This is a genomic window from Nocardia sp. AB354 (assembly GCF_049538315.1).
Classification (GTDB): domain Bacteria; phylum Actinomycetota; class Actinomycetes; order Mycobacteriales; family Mycobacteriaceae; genus Nocardia; species Nocardia nova.
The window spans coordinates 76,632-92,974 of record NZ_JBMVFU010000029.1 but is presented as its reverse complement, the minus strand read 5'-3'; the positions used below and the strand labels follow the sequence as shown (position 1 = coordinate 92,974).

General features: G+C 68.1%; 18 protein-coding genes and 1 tRNA gene. 13 read left to right on the top strand and 6 right to left on the bottom strand.

Annotated elements, in window-relative coordinates; genetic code table 11:
- Nucleotides 1-62: 62 nt before the first annotated feature.
- Nucleotides 63-1,610: an alpha,alpha-trehalose-phosphate synthase (UDP-forming) gene (locus tag ACPCUW_RS30650; protein ID WP_030517393.1), complete on the bottom strand. Its 1,548-nt coding sequence runs from the start codon at nucleotides 1,608-1,610 to the stop codon at nucleotides 63-65.
- Nucleotides 1,611-1,709: 99 nt separating this feature from the next.
- Nucleotides 1,710-1,877 carry a hypothetical protein gene (locus ACPCUW_RS30645; RefSeq protein ID WP_169812365.1) on the bottom strand — a complete coding sequence of 56 codons (168 nt, stop codon included), beginning with the start codon at nucleotides 1,875-1,877 and terminating at the stop codon, nucleotides 1,710-1,712.
- A 270-nt stretch (nucleotides 1,878-2,147) separates the two neighbouring features.
- On the opposite strand from ACPCUW_RS30645, the gene ACPCUW_RS30640 reads away from it, so the two are divergent.
- From ACPCUW_RS30640 to ACPCUW_RS30630, 3 genes are all read left to right on the top strand, one after another.
- The gene (locus ACPCUW_RS30640) at nucleotides 2,148-2,987 is read left to right on the top strand and encodes an alpha/beta fold hydrolase (RefSeq protein WP_030517394.1); all 840 of its coding nucleotides are present in this window, start codon (nucleotides 2,148-2,150) and stop codon (nucleotides 2,985-2,987) included.
- A gap of 158 nt (nucleotides 2,988-3,145) precedes the next feature.
- The gene (locus ACPCUW_RS30635; RefSeq protein WP_011207082.1) at nucleotides 3,146-3,388 is read left to right on the top strand and encodes an MbtH family protein; all 243 of its coding nucleotides are present in this window, start codon (nucleotides 3,146-3,148) and stop codon (nucleotides 3,386-3,388) included.
- Between the two features lie 158 nt (nucleotides 3,389-3,546).
- Nucleotides 3,547-3,621 (top strand) — tRNA-Thr (locus ACPCUW_RS30630).
- A gap of 44 nt (nucleotides 3,622-3,665) precedes the next feature.
- Here the strand turns inward: ACPCUW_RS30630 and ACPCUW_RS30625 are convergent.
- Nucleotides 3,666-3,872, bottom strand: a complete 207-nt coding sequence (locus ACPCUW_RS30625) for a hypothetical protein (RefSeq protein ID WP_030517395.1) — start codon at nucleotides 3,870-3,872, stop codon at nucleotides 3,666-3,668.
- A gap of 304 nt (nucleotides 3,873-4,176) precedes the next feature.
- Here ACPCUW_RS30625 and ACPCUW_RS30620 point away from each other — a divergent pair, with 304 nt between their 5' ends.
- The 3 genes from ACPCUW_RS30620 to ACPCUW_RS30610 all read left to right on the top strand — a co-directional run bounded on the left by ACPCUW_RS30620 (nucleotide 4,177) and on the right by ACPCUW_RS30610 (nucleotide 7,151).
- A complete protein-coding gene (locus ACPCUW_RS30620) occupies nucleotides 4,177-4,665 on the top strand; it encodes a hypothetical protein (protein ID WP_423428676.1) in 489 nt (162 codons plus the stop codon).
- A 150-nt stretch (nucleotides 4,666-4,815) separates the two neighbouring features.
- The gene (locus tag ACPCUW_RS30615) at nucleotides 4,816-5,553 is read left to right on the top strand and encodes a response regulator transcription factor (RefSeq protein WP_030517397.1); all 738 of its coding nucleotides are present in this window, start codon (nucleotides 4,816-4,818) and stop codon (nucleotides 5,551-5,553) included.
- Nucleotides 5,554-5,747: 194 nt separating this feature from the next.
- Nucleotides 5,748-7,151, top strand: coding sequence for a sensor histidine kinase (locus ACPCUW_RS30610; protein ID WP_063009971.1), 1,404 nt, complete (start codon nucleotides 5,748-5,750; stop codon nucleotides 7,149-7,151).
- 15 nt (nucleotides 7,152-7,166) lie between these two features.
- Here ACPCUW_RS30610 and ACPCUW_RS30605 read toward each other — a convergent pair whose 3' ends face one another.
- Nucleotides 7,167-7,592 carry an HIT family protein gene (locus tag ACPCUW_RS30605; RefSeq protein WP_423428674.1) on the bottom strand — a complete coding sequence of 142 codons (426 nt, stop codon included), beginning with the start codon at nucleotides 7,590-7,592 and terminating at the stop codon, nucleotides 7,167-7,169.
- Nucleotides 7,593-7,697: 105 nt separating this feature from the next.
- Here ACPCUW_RS30605 and purD point away from each other — a divergent pair, with 105 nt between their 5' ends.
- Nucleotides 7,698-8,990 (top strand): phosphoribosylamine--glycine ligase, encoded by a 1,293-nt coding sequence (gene purD / locus ACPCUW_RS30600; protein WP_423428672.1) that lies wholly within the window; start codon nucleotides 7,698-7,700, stop codon nucleotides 8,988-8,990.
- A gap of 62 nt (nucleotides 8,991-9,052) precedes the next feature.
- Here purD and ACPCUW_RS30595 read toward each other — a convergent pair whose 3' ends face one another.
- Nucleotides 9,053-10,057: a M23 family metallopeptidase gene (locus ACPCUW_RS30595; RefSeq protein ID WP_423428670.1), complete on the bottom strand. Its 1,005-nt coding sequence runs from the start codon at nucleotides 10,055-10,057 to the stop codon at nucleotides 9,053-9,055.
- A 131-nt stretch (nucleotides 10,058-10,188) separates the two neighbouring features.
- Here ACPCUW_RS30595 and ACPCUW_RS30590 point away from each other — a divergent pair, with 131 nt between their 5' ends.
- From ACPCUW_RS30590 to ACPCUW_RS30570, 5 genes are all read left to right on the top strand, one after another.
- The gene (locus ACPCUW_RS30590) at nucleotides 10,189-11,358 is read left to right on the top strand and encodes a pyridoxal phosphate-dependent aminotransferase (protein WP_423428669.1); all 1,170 of its coding nucleotides are present in this window, start codon (nucleotides 10,189-10,191) and stop codon (nucleotides 11,356-11,358) included.
- Nucleotides 11,359-11,605: 247 nt separating this feature from the next.
- On the top strand, nucleotides 11,606-12,310 hold the full coding sequence (locus tag ACPCUW_RS30585) for a TetR/AcrR family transcriptional regulator (RefSeq protein WP_423428668.1): 705 nt from the start codon (nucleotides 11,606-11,608) through the stop codon (nucleotides 12,308-12,310).
- A 6-nt stretch (nucleotides 12,311-12,316) separates the two neighbouring features.
- A complete protein-coding gene (purB, locus tag ACPCUW_RS30580) occupies nucleotides 12,317-13,750 on the top strand; it encodes an adenylosuccinate lyase (RefSeq protein ID WP_063009939.1) in 1,434 nt (477 codons plus the stop codon).
- Between the two features lie 131 nt (nucleotides 13,751-13,881).
- A complete protein-coding gene (locus ACPCUW_RS30575; protein WP_195022947.1) occupies nucleotides 13,882-14,352 on the top strand; it encodes an HIT family protein in 471 nt (156 codons plus the stop codon).
- Between the two features lie 118 nt (nucleotides 14,353-14,470).
- Nucleotides 14,471-15,430: an alpha/beta hydrolase gene (locus ACPCUW_RS30570; RefSeq protein WP_104391187.1), complete on the top strand. Its 960-nt coding sequence runs from the start codon at nucleotides 14,471-14,473 to the stop codon at nucleotides 15,428-15,430.
- 78 nt (nucleotides 15,431-15,508) lie between these two features.
- On the opposite strand, the gene ACPCUW_RS30565 is transcribed toward ACPCUW_RS30570, so the two are convergent.
- A complete protein-coding gene (locus ACPCUW_RS30565; RefSeq protein WP_223273481.1) occupies nucleotides 15,509-15,733 on the bottom strand; it encodes a DUF397 domain-containing protein in 225 nt (74 codons plus the stop codon).
- Nucleotides 15,734-16,043: 310 nt separating this feature from the next.
- On the opposite strand from ACPCUW_RS30565, the gene ACPCUW_RS30560 reads away from it, so the two are divergent.
- Nucleotides 16,044-16,256 (top strand): hypothetical protein, encoded by a 213-nt coding sequence (locus tag ACPCUW_RS30560; protein WP_063065915.1) that lies wholly within the window; start codon nucleotides 16,044-16,046, stop codon nucleotides 16,254-16,256.
- Nucleotides 16,257-16,343: the final 87 nt, after the last annotated feature.

The window sequence follows — 16,343 nt, the reverse complement described above, 5'->3', positions numbered from 1 at the left end:
GATCAAATCAGAACCGCTGCAGCAACATTGCAGATCAGCAGAACTACCTTTGAGGACACGACCTAGCGCTCGGCGCCGCCCGGATCCACATCCGCATCGGTGAGCAGGGCGCTGCCGGCCACCCGATCCTGGGCCAGTGCGTCGAGGAACGAGCGCGCCCAGCGGTCCACATCGTGGGCGAGTACCTGGCGGCGCAGCGAACGCATGCGGCGCCGCTTGGTTTCGGGGTCGTCCTCGATCGCGGACATGATCGCGTTCTCGACGCTGTCCAGATCGTGCGGATTACACAGGTAGGCCTGACGCAATTCCGCTGCGGCGCCGGTGAATTCGCTGAGCACGAGGGCGCCGTTGAGGCCGCTGTGCGAGGCCACGTACTCCTTGGCGACCAGATTCATCCCGTCGCGCAGCGGGGTCACCAGCATGACGTCGGCGGCCACGAAGAAGGCGACCAGTTCGTCGCGGGGGATCGGCCGGTGCAGATAGTGCACGAAAGGGTAACCGACGCGGGAGAATTCGCCGTTGATGCGGCCCACCTGACGTTCGATGTCGCCGCGCATCTGGATGTAGCTCTCCACCCGTTCGCGACTCGGCGTGGCCAGCTGCACCATCACCGTCTCGGCCGGGTCCAGCCGGCCCTCATGCAGGAGTTCCTGCAGCGCCGCCAGGCGGATATCGATGCCCTTGGTGTAGTCCAGGCGGTCCACACCGAGCAGGATGTGCTTGGGGTTGCCCAGCTCCCTGCGGATCTGAGCAGCGCGCTCCCGCACCGAGCGTCTTCGCGACAGCTCGTCGAGTTCGGCGGAGGCGATCGAGATCGGGAAGGCGCCGACCCGCACCGTGCGGAAACCGACCTGCACCACACCGAGTTTCGACCGCACACCGACCGTGCCGCGCGAGGTGGGTTGTCCGGCAAGCCTTCTCGCCAGGTACAGGAAGTTCTGCGCGCCACCGGGCAGGTGGAAGCCGATCAGGTCGGCGCCGAGCAGACCCTCCACGATCTCGGTGCGCCACGGCAGCTGCATGAACAGCTCGACCGGGGGGAACGGGATGTGCAGGAAGAATCCGATGGTCAGATCGGGCCGCAGCATGCGCAGCATCTTCGGCACCAGCTGCAGCTGGTAGTCCTGTACCCACACCGTCGCGCCCTCGGCGGCCACCTTCGCGGTGTACTCGGCGAAGCGCCGGTTCACGTCCACGTAGGCGGTCCACCAGTCGCGGTGGTACTCCGGCCGCACGATCACGTCGTGATAGAGCGGCCACAGCGTGCCGTTGGAGAATCCCTCGTAGTAGGCGGCGACCTCCTCGGCGGTCAACGGCACCGGATACAACTCCAGGCCGTCCTCGATGATCGGATCGACATCCACATCGGGAACGCCGGCCCAGCCCACCCAGGCGCCGTTGTTGTTGCGCAGCACCGGCTCCAGGGCCGTGACCAGGCCGCCCGGACTGCGCTTCCACCGCTTGGTCCCGTTCGGGAGACGTTCCAGGTCGACCGGGAGCCGGTTGGCGACCACGACGAAACCGGACCCGGCGCCGCCGGGACGGTCCGCTGGTGCGGATTCGGTTTCCGGCGAAGCGTCTCGAGATCGATCGCTGCGTATGTCGCGCATCTGGTCCACTGCTGGATCCTCCGGTCGCCGAAATGGCGGAACTAGGCGTGGGATTTCAGTTGTGATGAGCGCTGCGCATTGCGCTGCGCGGGGCTCGTCCTATTCGCTGCGCGCGCTGGGACCGATTCCGAGCATCGACAGCAGCATCCGGCATTCGTCGGCATCGTTGGCGTAGGCGGCCACGACGCGCTGTGCCTGCCGTGCGGTCTCGTCGGCGAGCGGTTCCAGGTCGTCGTCCGCGATGTCGTTGGCGCTCTTCGCGGCCATCATCGTGTCCTCTCGGCTCGGGGTCGTGGCACGGCGGTGGGGTTCGACCGTCGTGGTGTCGGCGCCGTGCGCTGTCAATGGTATCGGTCGCCGCACAGGGGCCCGTCGACTCGGTACCGACCGCTGCCGAACCGCAACAGCGCGGGGCGACACCCGCCACACCGGCGAAACGCTGGAGCCTCGGGAACCTATAACGTTGGTAGGGAGGCGAATTTCGCCCACTGCGTGTATCGAGCACCGCACGAATCGAGTGGAAAGGGTCGCAGCACTATGCCGTTGGCCACGGTGAATGGAATCTCGCTGAACTACCAGGTGAAGGGAGACAAGGCCAAAGGCACCGACACCAAGGGGGCTGCCCCGCTGGTCGTGCTGATCATGGGCACCGGGAGCCCCGGCCGGGTGTGGGAGCTGCACCAGGTTCCGGCGCTGGTCGCGGCCGGCTACCGAGTGTGCACGTTCGACAATCGCGGCATCGCTCCGTCCTACGAGGCGCCCGACGGGATGACCATCGACGAATTGGTCGCCGACACCGCGGCGCTGATCGAATTTCTCGACGAGGGCCCGGTCTTGGTCGCCGGCACCTCGATGGGTGCGCGGGTCGCGCAGGAATTGGCCCTGGCGCGGCCCGACCTCGTGCGCAAAGCCGTATTCATGGCCGGACACGCGCGGCTCGACCAATTCCAGAAGACGCTCTCGCTCGGCGAACACGAACTCGACGCCTCCGGCGTGCGACTGCCCGCCAAATACGAGGCCGCCCTGACCGCGGTGATGAATCTTTCGCCCGCCACGATGGCCGATCCGAATTCCGCGCGCGATTGGCTGGATCTGTTCGAATTCACCGGCGGACCGGCATCCCCGGGAATCCGGGCGCAGCGCCGGATGGACCACGATTTCGATCGGTTGCAGGCCTATCGCGCGATCAAGGTGCCGTGCCTGTCGATCGGATTCGCCGACGACCGGATGATTCCCGCGTATCTGACCCGTGAGCTGGCCGAAGCCATTCCCGACGCCCGATACCAGGAGATCCCCGACGCCGGGCATTACGGGTATCTGGAACGTCCCGAGGCGGTCAATAAGATCCTGCTCGATTTCTTCGCGGGCTCGAGGTAACCACCAACGCGTAACGTCGGTCTTGCTAGTGTCGACACATCGCTCGGGGGCTACGGCTCTGGTCGGTCGGCTCAGGTCGGTTTCGGCTCGTGCCCGCGCCCCGCGAGTTCCGTATCCAGCGCGTTCCCGTACACAGCGCCAGCATCCAGTGAGGTGAAATGAGCACCAACCCCTTCGACGACGAGGACGGCCGCTTCTTCGTTCTGGTCAACGACGAGGAGCAGCATTCCCTGTGGCCTGCTTTCGCCGAGGTCCCGGCCGGGTGGCGAGTGGTGTTCGGCGAGGACAGCCGCGCTGCCTGCGTCGAATACGTGGAGAAGAACTGGACGGATATGCGGCCCAAGAGCCTGCGTGACGCGATGGCGGCCGACGACGCGGCTCGCCAGGGCGCCCAGTCCTGATTCCGCGCCGGACGAAACTGCGCGGAGCGACGGTGATCGGCGGCTGCGTGCTGCCCTGAGGGGCACACGCAGCCGCTGCGATCCGGCGCTCCCTCCTACAGTGGTGAACGATTTTTCCGGACGGCCCGCGCCCCGGTTATGATGGCACCGCTTCACCCGCCTCCTTAGCTCAGTGGTAGAGCACCGCTCTTGTAAAGCGAAGGTCGTCAGTTCAATCCTGACAGGGGGCTCCACTCGGGCTCCGGCCTGCGAAAGCAGGTCGGAGCCCTTTTTTGCGTCAGGGGAGATGCATCAGCTGCCGGGCCAGCCCGAACAGGCGGCTGCCGAGTTTGATGACGGGGATTCCCAGCGGAATCAACAGGATCGTCACACACAACACCGCGCCGAGGATCCAGACGACGAGCGCCAATAGACCGACCACCGTGCCCAGCACGGCCGTCAGGATGCCCAACACCACGTCGAGCAGGCCCCGTATCGCTGCCATGACGACCTTTCCGATGTCCATTCTGCTCTTTTCGGGCGCGGTGTGCTCCGATCCGCGCCGCCGTGATGAAGGTTAAGCGCCTGCCACCCCGCGATGAACGGGCGAAAAGTCGTCAGCAAAACCGTCGCTAAACCTCGCATGCCGACCTGGTGGTTTCCATTTCGGGCCATTGCGCCGCTCCGAACCGTCCCCCTAGCGTCGGGCCTCGTTGCCGCGGCTGCTGTCCGGGCAGGACTTCCTGCCCGAGCAGATTCGTAGCAACGCACCTGATGAAACCCACCGAAGTAAGGAGATGACTGTCGATATGACAACAGCCACCCGCCGGATCCTGGCAACGACCGCCTTCGCCGCCCTCTCGGTCTCGATCGCCGGCGCTACCGCCTCCGTCGCCTCGGCTGATACCCCCTCCGCCGCGCCGACGACCAGCAGCGCGTCGTCGGCTCCCAAGCTGTCCACGGGCTCGGCGTTCGGCGCCGACAAGCACAAGGACGACGACGGTGACGACCAGCCGGCCGCGCCCTCCGTGGACGCGATCCAGAAGGTCCTCACCAAGATTCAGGGCACCGACAAGCCGGAGGACCTCGAGAAGTCGCTCGACAAGGACATCGACACCCTCACCCACAACGAGGCCGCCGTGCCCGCCAAGGTGAAGGAGGAGTTCAACAAGTTCCGTCAGGAACTGCAGCAGGCCAAGACCAAGGACAGCCTGGACGGCAGCTCCGCCGCCGACACCCTGAAGACGATCAAGGGTGACGCGAAGACGCTCGGCGCCGATCTGAAGGCCGCCGCATAAGGGCGCAGCACCATCGACGACCCGCCGATCCGGGAGGCGCCGCCCGGGTCGGCGGGTCGCCTGTTCTCCGACCAGTCGCGCAGCCGGCTCGCAGGAAACTCCCAGACAACGTTCAGCGCATTCCGGGCTGTAGGAGAGACGATATCCAGCATGAGTGGAGTGGCTGGCGATCGGACCCCCGAGGCTCGGGTGCTGGTGGTCGACGACGAACCGATGATCGTCGAACTGCTGTCGGTGAGCCTGCGCTATCAGGGGTTCGAGGTGGCCACGGCCGCCAACGGCGCCGAAGGGCTGGACCGGGCCAAGCAGTTCCGGCCCGACGCCCTCATCGTCGACGTCATGATGCCCGGTATGGACGGCTTCGGCCTGCTGCGCCGGCTGCGCGCCGACGGCATCGATGCCCCGGTCCTGTTCCTCACCGCGCGCGACGAGGTCGAGGACAAGATCACCGGCCTCACTCTCGGCGCCGACGACTACGTCACCAAACCCTTCTCGCTCGAGGAGGTGGTGGCGCGGCTGCGGGTGATTCTGCGCCGCTCCGGTCACGTGGTGGAGGAGACGAAATCCTCGCGTATCCGCTTCGAGGACATCGAACTCGACGACGACACGCACGAGGTGTGGAAGGCCGGGGAACCGGTCGCGCTCTCGCCGACGGAGTTCACCCTGCTCCGATACTTCATGGTCAATGCCGGAACGGTGCTGAGCAAGCCGCGCATCCTCGATCACGTCTGGCGCTACGACTTCGGCGGCGAGGTGGGCGTGGTGGAAACCTATGTCTCCTACCTGCGCAAGAAGGTCGATACCGGTCCCGACCGGCTGATCCACACCCTGCGCGGTGTCGGCTACGTGATGCGCGCGCCCAGCCGCAGCCGGTCGTCGGCGAAATGAGCGATCCGCGCTCGGTGCGCGAGCGCGCCGACCACGACGCGGCCGGCACCGAGGCGGTGCTCGCGACGGCCGGTCCGGCCGAGCCGGGCACCGAACCCGAACCCGGTGGCATCGCCGAAACCGGCGCACGCGCCGAGGGCGTCGCCCCGCCGCGGCGCGGACTGCGGCGCCGGATCTCGCGTCGCCTGGCCGCGGTGCCGCTGCGGGTCACCCTGGTGCTCGCGCTGGTGTGCCTGGCGGGTCTCGGACTGCTGGTCTCGGGTGTCGCGGTGACCTCCGCGATGCGAAATGTGCTGATCGACAAGGTCGATCGGCAATTGTTCGACGCCGCCCACAGCTGGGCCAGCCCCGATGCGCCACCGCCCCAGCACCTTCCGCAACCTCCGGGGCGGGAACGCCCGCCCGCGCTGTTCTACGTGCAGGTGACCGGACCCACCGGAAATCAGCGTCTGCTGCTGAGTTCCGGACCCACTGTTCCGGACACTCCGTCGAATCTGTCGAGACATCCCCAGACCGTGGGATCGGTCGGCGACCCCGACGAACACTGGCGCGCGCTCGAGGTGGTGACTCCGCAGGGATCCAGTGTGGTCGCGCTGCGCCTCACCGAAACCGAGAACATCATCGATCGTCTGATCGGGTTGCAGGTCGCGGTGGGCCTCATCGTGCTCGCCGTACTCGCGGTGGTGGCGCAGTTCGTGATTCGCCGGAGCCTGCGCCCGCTCGGTGAGGTGGAGAAGACCGCCGCGGCCATCGCGAGCGGGGATCTGCATCGGCGAGTTCCGGTGCAGGGCACCAACACCGAGGTCGATCGGCTCTCGCAATCGCTCAACGGCATGCTGTCCCAGATTCAGAGCGCCTTCGCCGCCACCGAGGCATCCGAGGAATCCGCGCGGCGTTCGGAGGCCCGGATGCGGCGGTTCGTCGCCGATGCCAGCCATGAGCTGCGAACCCCGCTGACCACGATCAAGGGTTTCGCGGAGTTGTATCGGCAAGGGGCGCTGGCGGATCCGGCCCTGTTCATGGACCGGATCGAACGCGAGTCCAAGCGGATGAGCCTGCTGGTGGAGGACCTGCTGATGCTGGCTCGCCTCGACGCGCAGCGCCCGGTGGAACGCCGGCCGGTGGATCTGCTGGCACTGGCCAGCGATGCGGTGCACAGTGCCCGCGCCGTCGACGCGGCCCAGCGACCCGAGGAGCCCCGTCGGCCCATCGACCTCGAAATACGCCCGGGGACGGGGACATTGGAGGTGCGTGGCGACGAAGCGCGGTTGCGTCAGGTGCTGGGCAATCTGGTCAACAACGCGCTGATCCACACCCCGCCCGACGCGGCGGTCACCGTCGCGCTGACACCCGCTCCGGACGAGGTGGTCATCGAGGTCGCCGACACCGGGCCGGGCCTGCCCACCGAGGACGCCGAGCGCATCTTCGAACGCTTCTACCGCACCGACACCTCACGCAGCCGCGACAGCGGTGGCACCGGACTGGGTCTGTCGATCGTGCAGGCGCTGGTCGCCGCGCACGGCGGCACGGTCTCGGTGCACAGCGCGGTGGGACAGGGCACCACCTTCGCGGTGCGCCTGCCCCGGTCGCAGGAGTGATTCAGGCTCGGTGCGTCAGGCCGGGACGTTCGCGCCGTAGCCGAGATCGCGCAGCGCCCGCTTGATCTTGTCCTGCGCCTCGTCCAGCGATTCCGGGCTCGGATCGGTGTCCGCGCCCGAGATGTTGAAATCGCCCAGCTCGAACGCCGGGAAGACGTGCACGTGCAGGTGCGGCACCTCCAGCCCGGCGATCAGCAGGCCCGCGCGCGGCGCGTCCCACGCCTTGCGCACCGCCTGGCCGATCTTCTGAGCGACCTCGTTGATCCGCGCGAACGTGGCGGGATCCAGATCCTGCCACTGGTCGATCTCCTTGCGAGGAACCACGAGCGTATGACCCTGGGTGACCGGAGCGATGGTCAGGAAGGCGACGAATTCCTCGTCCTCCCACACGAACCGCCCCGGCAGCTGTCCGGCAATGATCGCGCTGAATACAGATGGCATGGGTTTCATACTGCCCCGCCCGGCCGGGAGGCGGTGGCCGGGGCGGCGGGCTGTCCTCCCGGTACCCGCATCTGCTGTTCACCTGCGTCCCCTAAGCTGTCACGCGTGCGCGTACTCGTCATCGGATCCGGAGCCCGTGAACACGCCCTGGTGGAAGCCCTGCGTCGGGATCCCGGGGTCACCGCGATCGCGGCCGCGCCCGGCAATCCGGGGATCGGCCAGGTCGCCGAGGTGCGCGCGGTCGATCCGGCCAGCGCGGAGGCCGTCGTGGGCCTGGCCCGGGATTTCGCCGCCGATCTGGTGGTGATCGGTCCCGAGGTGCCGCTCGTGCTCGGTATCGCCGACGCGGTCCGGGCGGCGGGGATCGCCTGCTTCGGACCGTCGGCCGCCGCCGCGCGGATCGAGGGATCGAAGGCGTTCGCCAAGGACGTGATGGCCGCGGCCGGGGTGCGCACCGCGCACAGCGAGGTCGTCGATCATCCGGGCGAGCTCGACGCCGCATTGGATCGCTTCGGGCCGACCTGGGTCGTCAAGGACGACGGGCTGGCCGCGGGTAAGGGCGTGGTGGTCACCGCCGATCGGTCCGCGGCCCGCGACCACGGTGCCGAACTGCTCGAGCAGGGCCATCCGGTGCTGCTGGAATCGTTCCTCGACGGTCCCGAGGTCTCCCTGTTCTGCCTGGTCGACGGCGAGACCGTGGTGCCGCTGCTGCCCGCGCAGGACCACAAGCGCGTCGGCGACGGCGACACCGGCCCCAACACCGGCGGTATGGGCGCCTACACCCCGCTGCCGTGGCTGCCGCCGGAGACCGTCACCGAAATCGTCGACGATGTGGTGAAACCCGTTGCCGCCGAAATGGTTCGGCGTGGCGTCCCGTTCTCCGGCCTGCTCTACGCGGGTCTGGCGATCGGCCAGGCCGGACCAGCGGTCGTCGAATTCAACTGCCGCTTCGGCGATCCCGAGACCCAGGCCGTGCTCGCGCTGCTCGACAGTCCGCTCGGCGCCCTGCTGCACGCCACCGCGACCGGCACGCTGGCGCAGGCGCAGGCGCCGGTCTGGAAGGACGGCGCGGCGATCACGGTGGTGCTGGCCGCGGAGAACTATCCGGGCCGCCCCCGCACCGGTGACGTCATCTCCGGTACGGAGAGCGCCCCGGCCTCGGAGGGAAGCGCGAATGCCGAAGTGCTGCACGCCGGTACGGCGCTGCGCGCGGACGGCGCACTGCTGTCGGCCGGCGGGCGTGTGCTGAATGTCGTTGCCACAGGCGGGGATCTGACCGAGGCTCGCACGAACGCCTACGCACGCATCGCGGGAATCAAACTGCCCGGCAGCCACTTCCGCACCGATATCGGTCTCGCCGCCGTCGAGGACCGCATCTCGCTCCCCACCCGCGTGTAGCCGAATCGGCTTCGGCCCCATCGGTTTCGAAGCGCACGGAGGCCGAAGCGAGCCCGCCGGGTTCAGCCGACCTGAATGCCGTGCATGGCGAGCCACGGCTGCGGGTCCACGTGCTGTCCGCCGATGAGGATCTCGAAGTGCAGGTGCGGGCCGGTGGAATCGCCGCGGTTGCCGATGCGGGCGATCTGCTGACCGGCGCGCACCCGCTCGCCGACCGACACCGAGAAGTCGTACATGTGGCCGTACACCGAGATGGTGCCGTCGTCGTGGCGGATGCGCACCCACAGTCCGAAGCCCTGCGCCGGCCCGGCGTCGATGACGGTGCCGTCGGCGACGGCGTAGATCGGCGAACCGATGGGCGCCGCGATATCGATCCCGTAGTGGAAGGTGCCCCACCGGCCCCCGTACCCGGAGGTGAACACGCCGCGCGCGGGCAGGGCGAAACCGCCGATGCCCGGGGCGATTCCGCCCGGGAGGATGCCGCCGGGAATCGTGGTGGCCGGCCCGGACAGCCAGGGTTGCGGCGTCCCGGCGACCGCCGCGGCGGCTTCGGCCTTCGCGCGTTCCAGGGTGGCCCGCGACGCCGCGGCGACCACCTGCGCCTCGCGCATGCGCTCGCCGTTGTCGATGGCGGTCAGATAGCGCTTGCTGGTTTCGGGTTCGGCCTGCACCTGTAGCGGATAGGCCACCGCGATCCGCTGTGCCGCACCGGGTTTCGGCGTCGAGTCGACCGGTTGCGGCGCCACGGTGTCGGCGGCGGCGAACAGTCCGACCACGACCATGCCGATCACCAGCACCCGATGCTCGCCGACCCAGCCGCGCAGCCGGGGCCACAGGCTCTCGAATTCCTCGCGCCAGTGTCGATCCCGCATCATCTGCCACCAGCGTTCCACCCGCGTGCGCCATTCGACCGCCGCGACCTGCCCGAATTCACGCGATCGGCGGGCCGAGGAACGCAGGCGACGCGCGATCGAGGGACGGTCGCGGCGCAGCGTCGTTCGCCAGTCGGGGCGGATCACGGTCCAGCCCCCCTGGTACGACTTCGCGCGGCGTGCCTGGTCAGGCATTCTGCCGACGATAACAGGGGCCCGCCCGGACACGCAGGCAGGCGCGGCGGCGCACAGCAACGTCTCAGGCGCCCGGTGCCCGGGAACGGACTGCGCGCCGGCCTGCCGAGGCGGTGTTCTACCGTCGTCTGGTGCGCAGTGAATCCCGGCGGTCCACCGTTCCGACCTTCTACGTCATGGACGTCTGGAAGGCCGCGGCCGAACGCGCCCGCACCCACGGCGACGTGCTGGTCCTGGCGGCGGGCCAGCCCTCCACGCCCGCCCCGGTGCCGGTGCGCCGCGCCACCCAGGCGGCCCTCGACGCCGAATTACTCGGCTACACCGAGACTTTCGGCATCCCCGAATTGCGCTCGGCCATCGCGGCCCATCATCGTGACACCTACGGCGTCGAGGTCGAGTCCGACGACGTGGTGATCACGACCGGCTCCTCGGGCGCGTTCACGCTGATCTTCCTGGCCGCATTCGACATCGGCGACACCGTCGTGGTCGCTCGCCCGGGTTACCCGGCCTACCGCAACACCCTCACGGCCCTGGGCTGCCGGGTGATCGAACTCGACTGCGGCCCCCACACCCGGTTCCAGCCGACGGTGGCGATGCTGGAGGAGCTGCCCGAACCGCCCGCCGGCCTGATCGTGGCCAGCCCGGCGAACCCGACCGGCACCATGATCGCCCCGGACGAGCTGGCGGCCCTGGCCCGCTGGTGCGACGAGCACGGCACGCTGCTGATCTCCGACGAGATCTATCACGGCATCGCCTATTCGGGCGTCGACGGCGACACCGAACCGGTGAGCTCGGCGTGGGAGACCTCGCGCGAGTCGGTGGTGATCGGTTCGGTGTCGAAGTATTTCTCGATGACGGGCTGGCGGCTGGGCTGGATGCTGGCACCCGCGCGGCTGCGCCCGGCGCTGCAGCGGCTGGCGTCCAATATGACCGTCTGCCCGCCGGCCATTTCGCAATTCGCGGCGGCGCACGCGTTCGGCCCGGAAGCCAAATCCGAACTGGACGGGCACGTCCGCCGCTATGCCCGCAACCGGTCGTTACTGCTCGAGGGGCTGCCCGCCCTCGGCATCAGCGATCTGGCGCCTGCCGACGGCGCCTTCTACGCGTACGCCGATATCGGTCATCTGAGCCAGGATTCGACGCGCTGGTGCGCGGATCTGTTGGCGCACACGGGTGTCGCCCTCGCGCCCGGTATCGATTTCGACACCCGTAACGGACACCGCACGGTCCGATTCTCCTTCGCCGGCGCCACCGCGGATATCGAGGAGGCGCTGGTGCGACTCGGCCGATATCTGAGCTGACGCACAGACTTTCCGTACCGGCCCACCGGAGCGCGTGGATGCGGTACAAATGATTCGGGTTGTGATTTCAACCCTTGCTATTTCGAACCGATCCCGGCTGTCCGCTCGGATCGGATCCCGGAAATTTGCGCGGTCCCATGGTCGATTGCACAGCAACGATTCGGCCGGGATTGCACAGACGCACAGATTTGCACAGATCGCACCGATTTGGCACGGATGAACCGATGATGACTGGCACGATGACACGGTGATCACCGCGACGACCCCGAAAGGCGAAAGGCGTCGCCAAGCGTTGGTTGCGGCTGCCGCGGAGTTGCTACTCGAAGGCGGCTTCGATGCCGTGCGCCACCGTTCGGTGGCGACGCGCGCGGATCTGCCCCTGGCATCCACGACCTACTATTTCGAATCCCTCGAGGATCTGATCGCGCGCGCGGTCGAGTTCAGCGGCAATGCCGAACTCGAGTCGATGCGCCGCCGGATCGGCGAGGTCACCCACCGCAAACGCGGCGCCGAGGCGACCGTCGACCTGATCGTGGATCTGATGGTCGGCACCGACGGCCCCGACGAATTCGCCCGCGGGCGGCTGATCGCCCGCTACGAGCGGTCGGTGGCCTCGGCCCGGCATCCGGAACTACGCGAGGTGCAGCTGCGGTTACGCGCCCAGCTCGAGGACTTATTGGCCGATGTGCTGCGCCGATCCGATCGGATGGTGCGCACCGATCAGTTGCGCCGGCTGGTGGCGGTGGTCGACGGTGCGGTGGTCGCCGCGCTGGCCGAATCCGATCCGCAACCGCGCCGGACCGCCCGCGGCGCGCTGCTGGAATTGATCGATGTGATCGCTCCGCCGGTGCCGCAACCGCTGATGGCGGCGCAGACCGTGCCACCGGCCGCGGCGCAGCACCTGCCCGCGGCCATGCCCCAGCAACCGAGCAGGCATCGAACATTAGACTGACTGTTCGTGAGTCTTGTCCCGAACGTCCTCGCCACCCGGTACGCGAGCCCGCAGCTGGTGCAGTTGTGGTCGCCCGAGAACAAGATCGTGCTGGAGCGCCGGCTGTGGCTCGAGGTGCTGCGGGCCCAGACCGAACTCGGCGCCGCCGGTACCGAGGCGGTCACCCCCGAGGTCCTCGAGGATTACGAGCGGGTGCTGGGCGAGGTCGACTTGGCCTCGATCGCCGAACGCGAGCGGATCACCCGCCACGATGTGAAGGCGCGCATCGAGGAGTTCAACGCCCTCGCCGGGCACGAGCAGATCCACAAGGGCATGACCAGCCGGGATCTGACCGAGAACGTGGAGCAGTTGCAGATCCGGCTCTCGCTGGAACACGTCTACGAACACGGCGTCGCGGTCGCCGCGCGGCTGGCGGAGCGGGCCGCCGAGTACCAGTCGCTGGTGATGGCCGGTCGCTCGCACAACGTGGCGGCACAGGCGACCACCCTGGGCAAGCGCTTCGCCGGTGCGGCCGACGAGGTGCTGATCGCCCTGCACCGGGTGCGCGAGCTGATCGACCGGTATCCGCTTCGCGGGATCAAGGGCCCGATGGGCACCGCGCAGGACATGCTCGATCTGTTCGATGGCGACGCCGCCAAACTCGCCCAGCTGGAGCAGAAGGTCGCCGGGCATCTGGGCTTCGCGACCGTGCTGACCAGTGTCGGCCAGGTCTACCCCCGCTCCCTGGACCACGACGTGATCTCCGCGCTGGTCCAATTGGGCGCGGGCCCTTCGTCGTTCGCGCACACGGTGCGGCTGATGGCGGGGCACGAACTGGTCACCGAGGGTTTCCAGCCCGGGCAGGTCGGCAGTTCGGCGATGCCGCACAAGATGAACACCCGCTCCTGCGAGCGCGTCAACGGTCTGCAGGTGGTGCTGCGCGGTTACGGCTCGATGGCGGCCGAACTGGCGGGCGCGCAGTGGAACGAGGGCGATGTGTTCTGTTCCGTGGTGCGCCGGGTCGCGCTGCCCGACGCGTTCTTCGCCATCGACGGCATGATGGAAACCTTCCTGACCGTCCTCGGCGAATTCGGCGCCTACCCGGCCGTGATCGAGCGTGAGCTCAACCGATACCTGCCCTTCCTGGCCACCACCCGCATTCTGATGGCGGCCGTGCGGGCCGGGGTCGGGCGCGAGAGTGCGCACGAGGTCATCAAGGAGCACGCGGTCGCGGTGGCGCTGGCCATGCGGGAGCAGGGGCGCGAACCGGATCTGCTGGACCGCCTGGCGGCCGACGACCGGATGCCGCTGGACCGGGCCGGACTCGAGGCTGCCCTGGCCGATCGGACGGCGTTCATCGGAGCCGCCGAGGCACAGGTGGGCGATGTGGTGGCGCAGGTGCAGAAGCTGATCGACGCGAATCCCGAGGCCGCCCGCTACACCCCCTCGCCGATTCTGTAACCGCCGCCGGACCGATGGTCGCGGCACCGCAACCGCCCGGCGCCGCCGTTCGCGCGGTGGTCTCGCGCGTGCTCGGCGCCGTGCGAATGGTGCGGCGGCGCAGGCGAAATCGACGACTAGGGTTGCCGGATATGGACCCCTATACGATCTTCGCCGATATCGTCGCCGGGCGGGCGCCCTCGTCCAAGGTCTACGAGGACGACGACGTTCTCGCCTTCATGGATATCCGTCCCATGACACCCGGTCATCTGCTGGTGATTCCGAAGATTCCGGCGCGCAGCCTGGCCGAACTCGATCCGGCGATCGGCGGCAAGCTCTTTCAGGTCGCGCAGCGTCTGGCGGCCGCGCTGCGGCAGTCCGAGGTGCGCTGTGACGGGGTGAATCTCTTTCTGGCAGACGGTGTTACGGCCGGGCAGGAGGTCTTCCACGTCCATCTGCACGTCATTCCGCGCACGCCCGGCGACGGCTTCGGGCTGCGCAATCGCGCGACGACCCCGCCGCGTGCGGACCTGGACTATCTGGCCGCATCGATCCGGGGCGCGGTCGGGCGGGCGCAACCGAATCCCGCGAGCGGACAGGATGGAAAGTGGTGGCTCACCTGAGTTTTGCTGCGGGCCGGGTGATTTGCTGAGGAAACGCCGGGAGGCCGAAAGCTCCGCGCGACGCCATAGTATGCGTTACTTTAAGTAGCAGTTGTGGTGGGTTGACGGAGGTGGGGACATGCGACGTTCATTCGTTGCTGCGGTTGTGCTGGCAGTCGGACTGGGCGTCTTCGGTCCCTGGATGGGCCCACAGCCACGCGCATCGGCGGCGCGGGTGGTCGGGGAAAACGATATGAGCCCGACCCGGACGGCGCTGTTCATCGACTCCCCAGCCATGGGACGCACTATCCAGGTTCAGGTGCTGCATCCGGCCGGTGGGGGTCCCCGGCCCTCCTACTATCTGCTCGACGGGCTCGATCCCGGTGTGCAGCAGAGCACCTGGACCAATGCCACCGATGCCGAACCCTTCTTCCACGGTAAGAACGTCAACGTGGTGCTGCCGATCGGCGGGCAGGCGAGTTACTACACCGACTGGCAGCGCGACGATCCGCACTTCGGCCGCTACCAGTGGGAAACCTTCCTGACGCGCGAACTTCCGCCCATCATCGACGCCACGTTTTCCGGCAACGGCGTGAACGCGATCGGTGGCCTGTCGATGGGCGGCATCGCGGCGTTCGTCCTGGCCGTTCGCCATCCGGAGTTGTACGAGGCGGTGGCGGGATACAGCGCGTGCCCGGACCTGGGCATCGCGCAGGGCGCGATCATGTTCTCGATCGCCAATCGCGGCGGCAATCCGTTCGATATGTGGGGTGCGCCCGGAAGTCCGGAATGGGGCGCCCACGATCCGGCGCTGCTGGCGAATCGGCTGCGCGGCAAGACCCTCTACCTGTCCACCGGCACCGGTATCCCGGGTCCGCACGAGACCGAGATCAAACCGCAGCTGCCGGAGAACATCGTCCTGGGCGGGCCGATCGAGGCAGGCGTGGACGTCTGCGTCACCGCCTTCGAGCAGCGGCTGCGTGGCATGCGAATCCCGGCCCGGGTCGATCACAGTCCGGTGGGGACGCATTCCTGGTCGTATTGGCAGGACTATCTGCACGCGTCCTGGCCGACAATCGGCGCGGCGATCGGGGCCTGATCGCCGGGGCCCGACGTCCGATCGGCGCGGGACACCCAGCGCGACCGGGCGAGGCCCCGGAGATCCAGTGCGCTGCGTTCAGTGCGGTTGCGCGCCCGGCCGGTTGAATTCGCCGTCCTTCGCGCCGGCGACGAACGCCCGCCATTCGCCGGGAGTGAAGATCAGCGCAGGCCCGTCCGGATTCTTGGCATCACGCAGCCCGATATTGCCGCTGGCCAGGAAGGCCACCTCGACACCGCCCTCCCCGTCGCCGCTGCGCTGCCAGACCGCCCCGGGTTCGATCTCGCGATTCTTCGCTTCCAACCTGTGCTCCTGCATCGAAGTGATTGCCCGTTGGATCCGTGCGGGCGCTGCCGTCCCCGAGAGTAGGCGGTCGGTAGCCGCCGCACCGGCGTCGTTTCCGAATCCGCGCATACCGGCATGGCCGGGATCACACCGATATGCCGACCTGCGAAATGTGGCATTCGTCTACTCGTCTCGGCAACACCGCTGGTTTACGCCGCAACCTGATCGGAAACCCCATTCACTGTGGCAGTTGGAGGGCGTCGACTGGTCAAGAGACCGAGAGGGCGTGCCCTGCCGCACTGAACGGACGACAAGGATGGAGCACCGCATGGCACCCGTCTTCGACAGTTGCGCGGTGGTGCCCCGGCACCTCACCGTCGAGCAGGCGCACAACATCCTGCACAGTCACAGCAGCTGTCCCACCGACCAATGCCCGCGCCGCAAAGCCGCACTGTTCTTCCTGATGGAATCTCGTCGTTCGGCCCGCGGCAACGGGCGTGACCTGCGCCGGCCCGCACCGCGGACCACCGGCCTGGGGTAACGCGGGCCGAGCTCGCACTCCCGTCCTCGCCGATGCATTCTGTCGGCGGGTGTGGGGGTGCGCGCCCGGAACGGCCTGCCGCGATTA

Excerpts from the sequence above, each read along its gene's own strand:
- ACPCUW_RS30650 (WP_030517393.1), bottom strand. The coding sequence starts at position 1,610 with ATGCGCGACATACGCAGCGATCGATCTCGAGACGCTTCGCCGGAAACC.
- ACPCUW_RS30645 (WP_169812365.1), bottom strand. The coding sequence starts at position 1,877 with ATGGCCGCGAAGAGCGCCAACGACATCGCGGACGACGACCTGGAACCG.
- ACPCUW_RS30640 (WP_030517394.1), top strand. The coding sequence starts at position 2,148 with ATGCCGTTGGCCACGGTGAATGGAATCTCGCTGAACTACCAGGTGAAG.
- ACPCUW_RS30635 (WP_011207082.1), top strand. The coding sequence starts at position 3,146 with ATGAGCACCAACCCCTTCGACGACGAGGACGGCCGCTTCTTCGTTCTG.
- ACPCUW_RS30625 (WP_030517395.1), bottom strand. The coding sequence starts at position 3,872 with ATGGCAGCGATACGGGGCCTGCTCGACGTGGTGTTGGGCATCCTGACG.
- ACPCUW_RS30620 (WP_423428676.1), top strand. The coding sequence starts at position 4,177 with ATGACAACAGCCACCCGCCGGATCCTGGCAACGACCGCCTTCGCCGCC.
- ACPCUW_RS30615 (WP_030517397.1), top strand. The coding sequence starts at position 4,816 with ATGAGTGGAGTGGCTGGCGATCGGACCCCCGAGGCTCGGGTGCTGGTG.
- ACPCUW_RS30605 (WP_423428674.1), bottom strand. The coding sequence starts at position 7,592 with ATGCCATCTGTATTCAGCGCGATCATTGCCGGACAGCTGCCGGGGCGG.
- ACPCUW_RS30595 (WP_423428670.1), bottom strand. The coding sequence starts at position 10,057 with ATGCCTGACCAGGCACGCCGCGCGAAGTCGTACCAGGGGGGCTGGACC.
- ACPCUW_RS30575 (WP_195022947.1), top strand. The coding sequence starts at position 13,882 with ATGGACCCCTATACGATCTTCGCCGATATCGTCGCCGGGCGGGCGCCC.
- ACPCUW_RS30570 (WP_104391187.1), top strand. The coding sequence starts at position 14,471 with ATGCGACGTTCATTCGTTGCTGCGGTTGTGCTGGCAGTCGGACTGGGC.
- ACPCUW_RS30560 (WP_063065915.1), top strand. The coding sequence starts at position 16,044 with ATGGCACCCGTCTTCGACAGTTGCGCGGTGGTGCCCCGGCACCTCACC.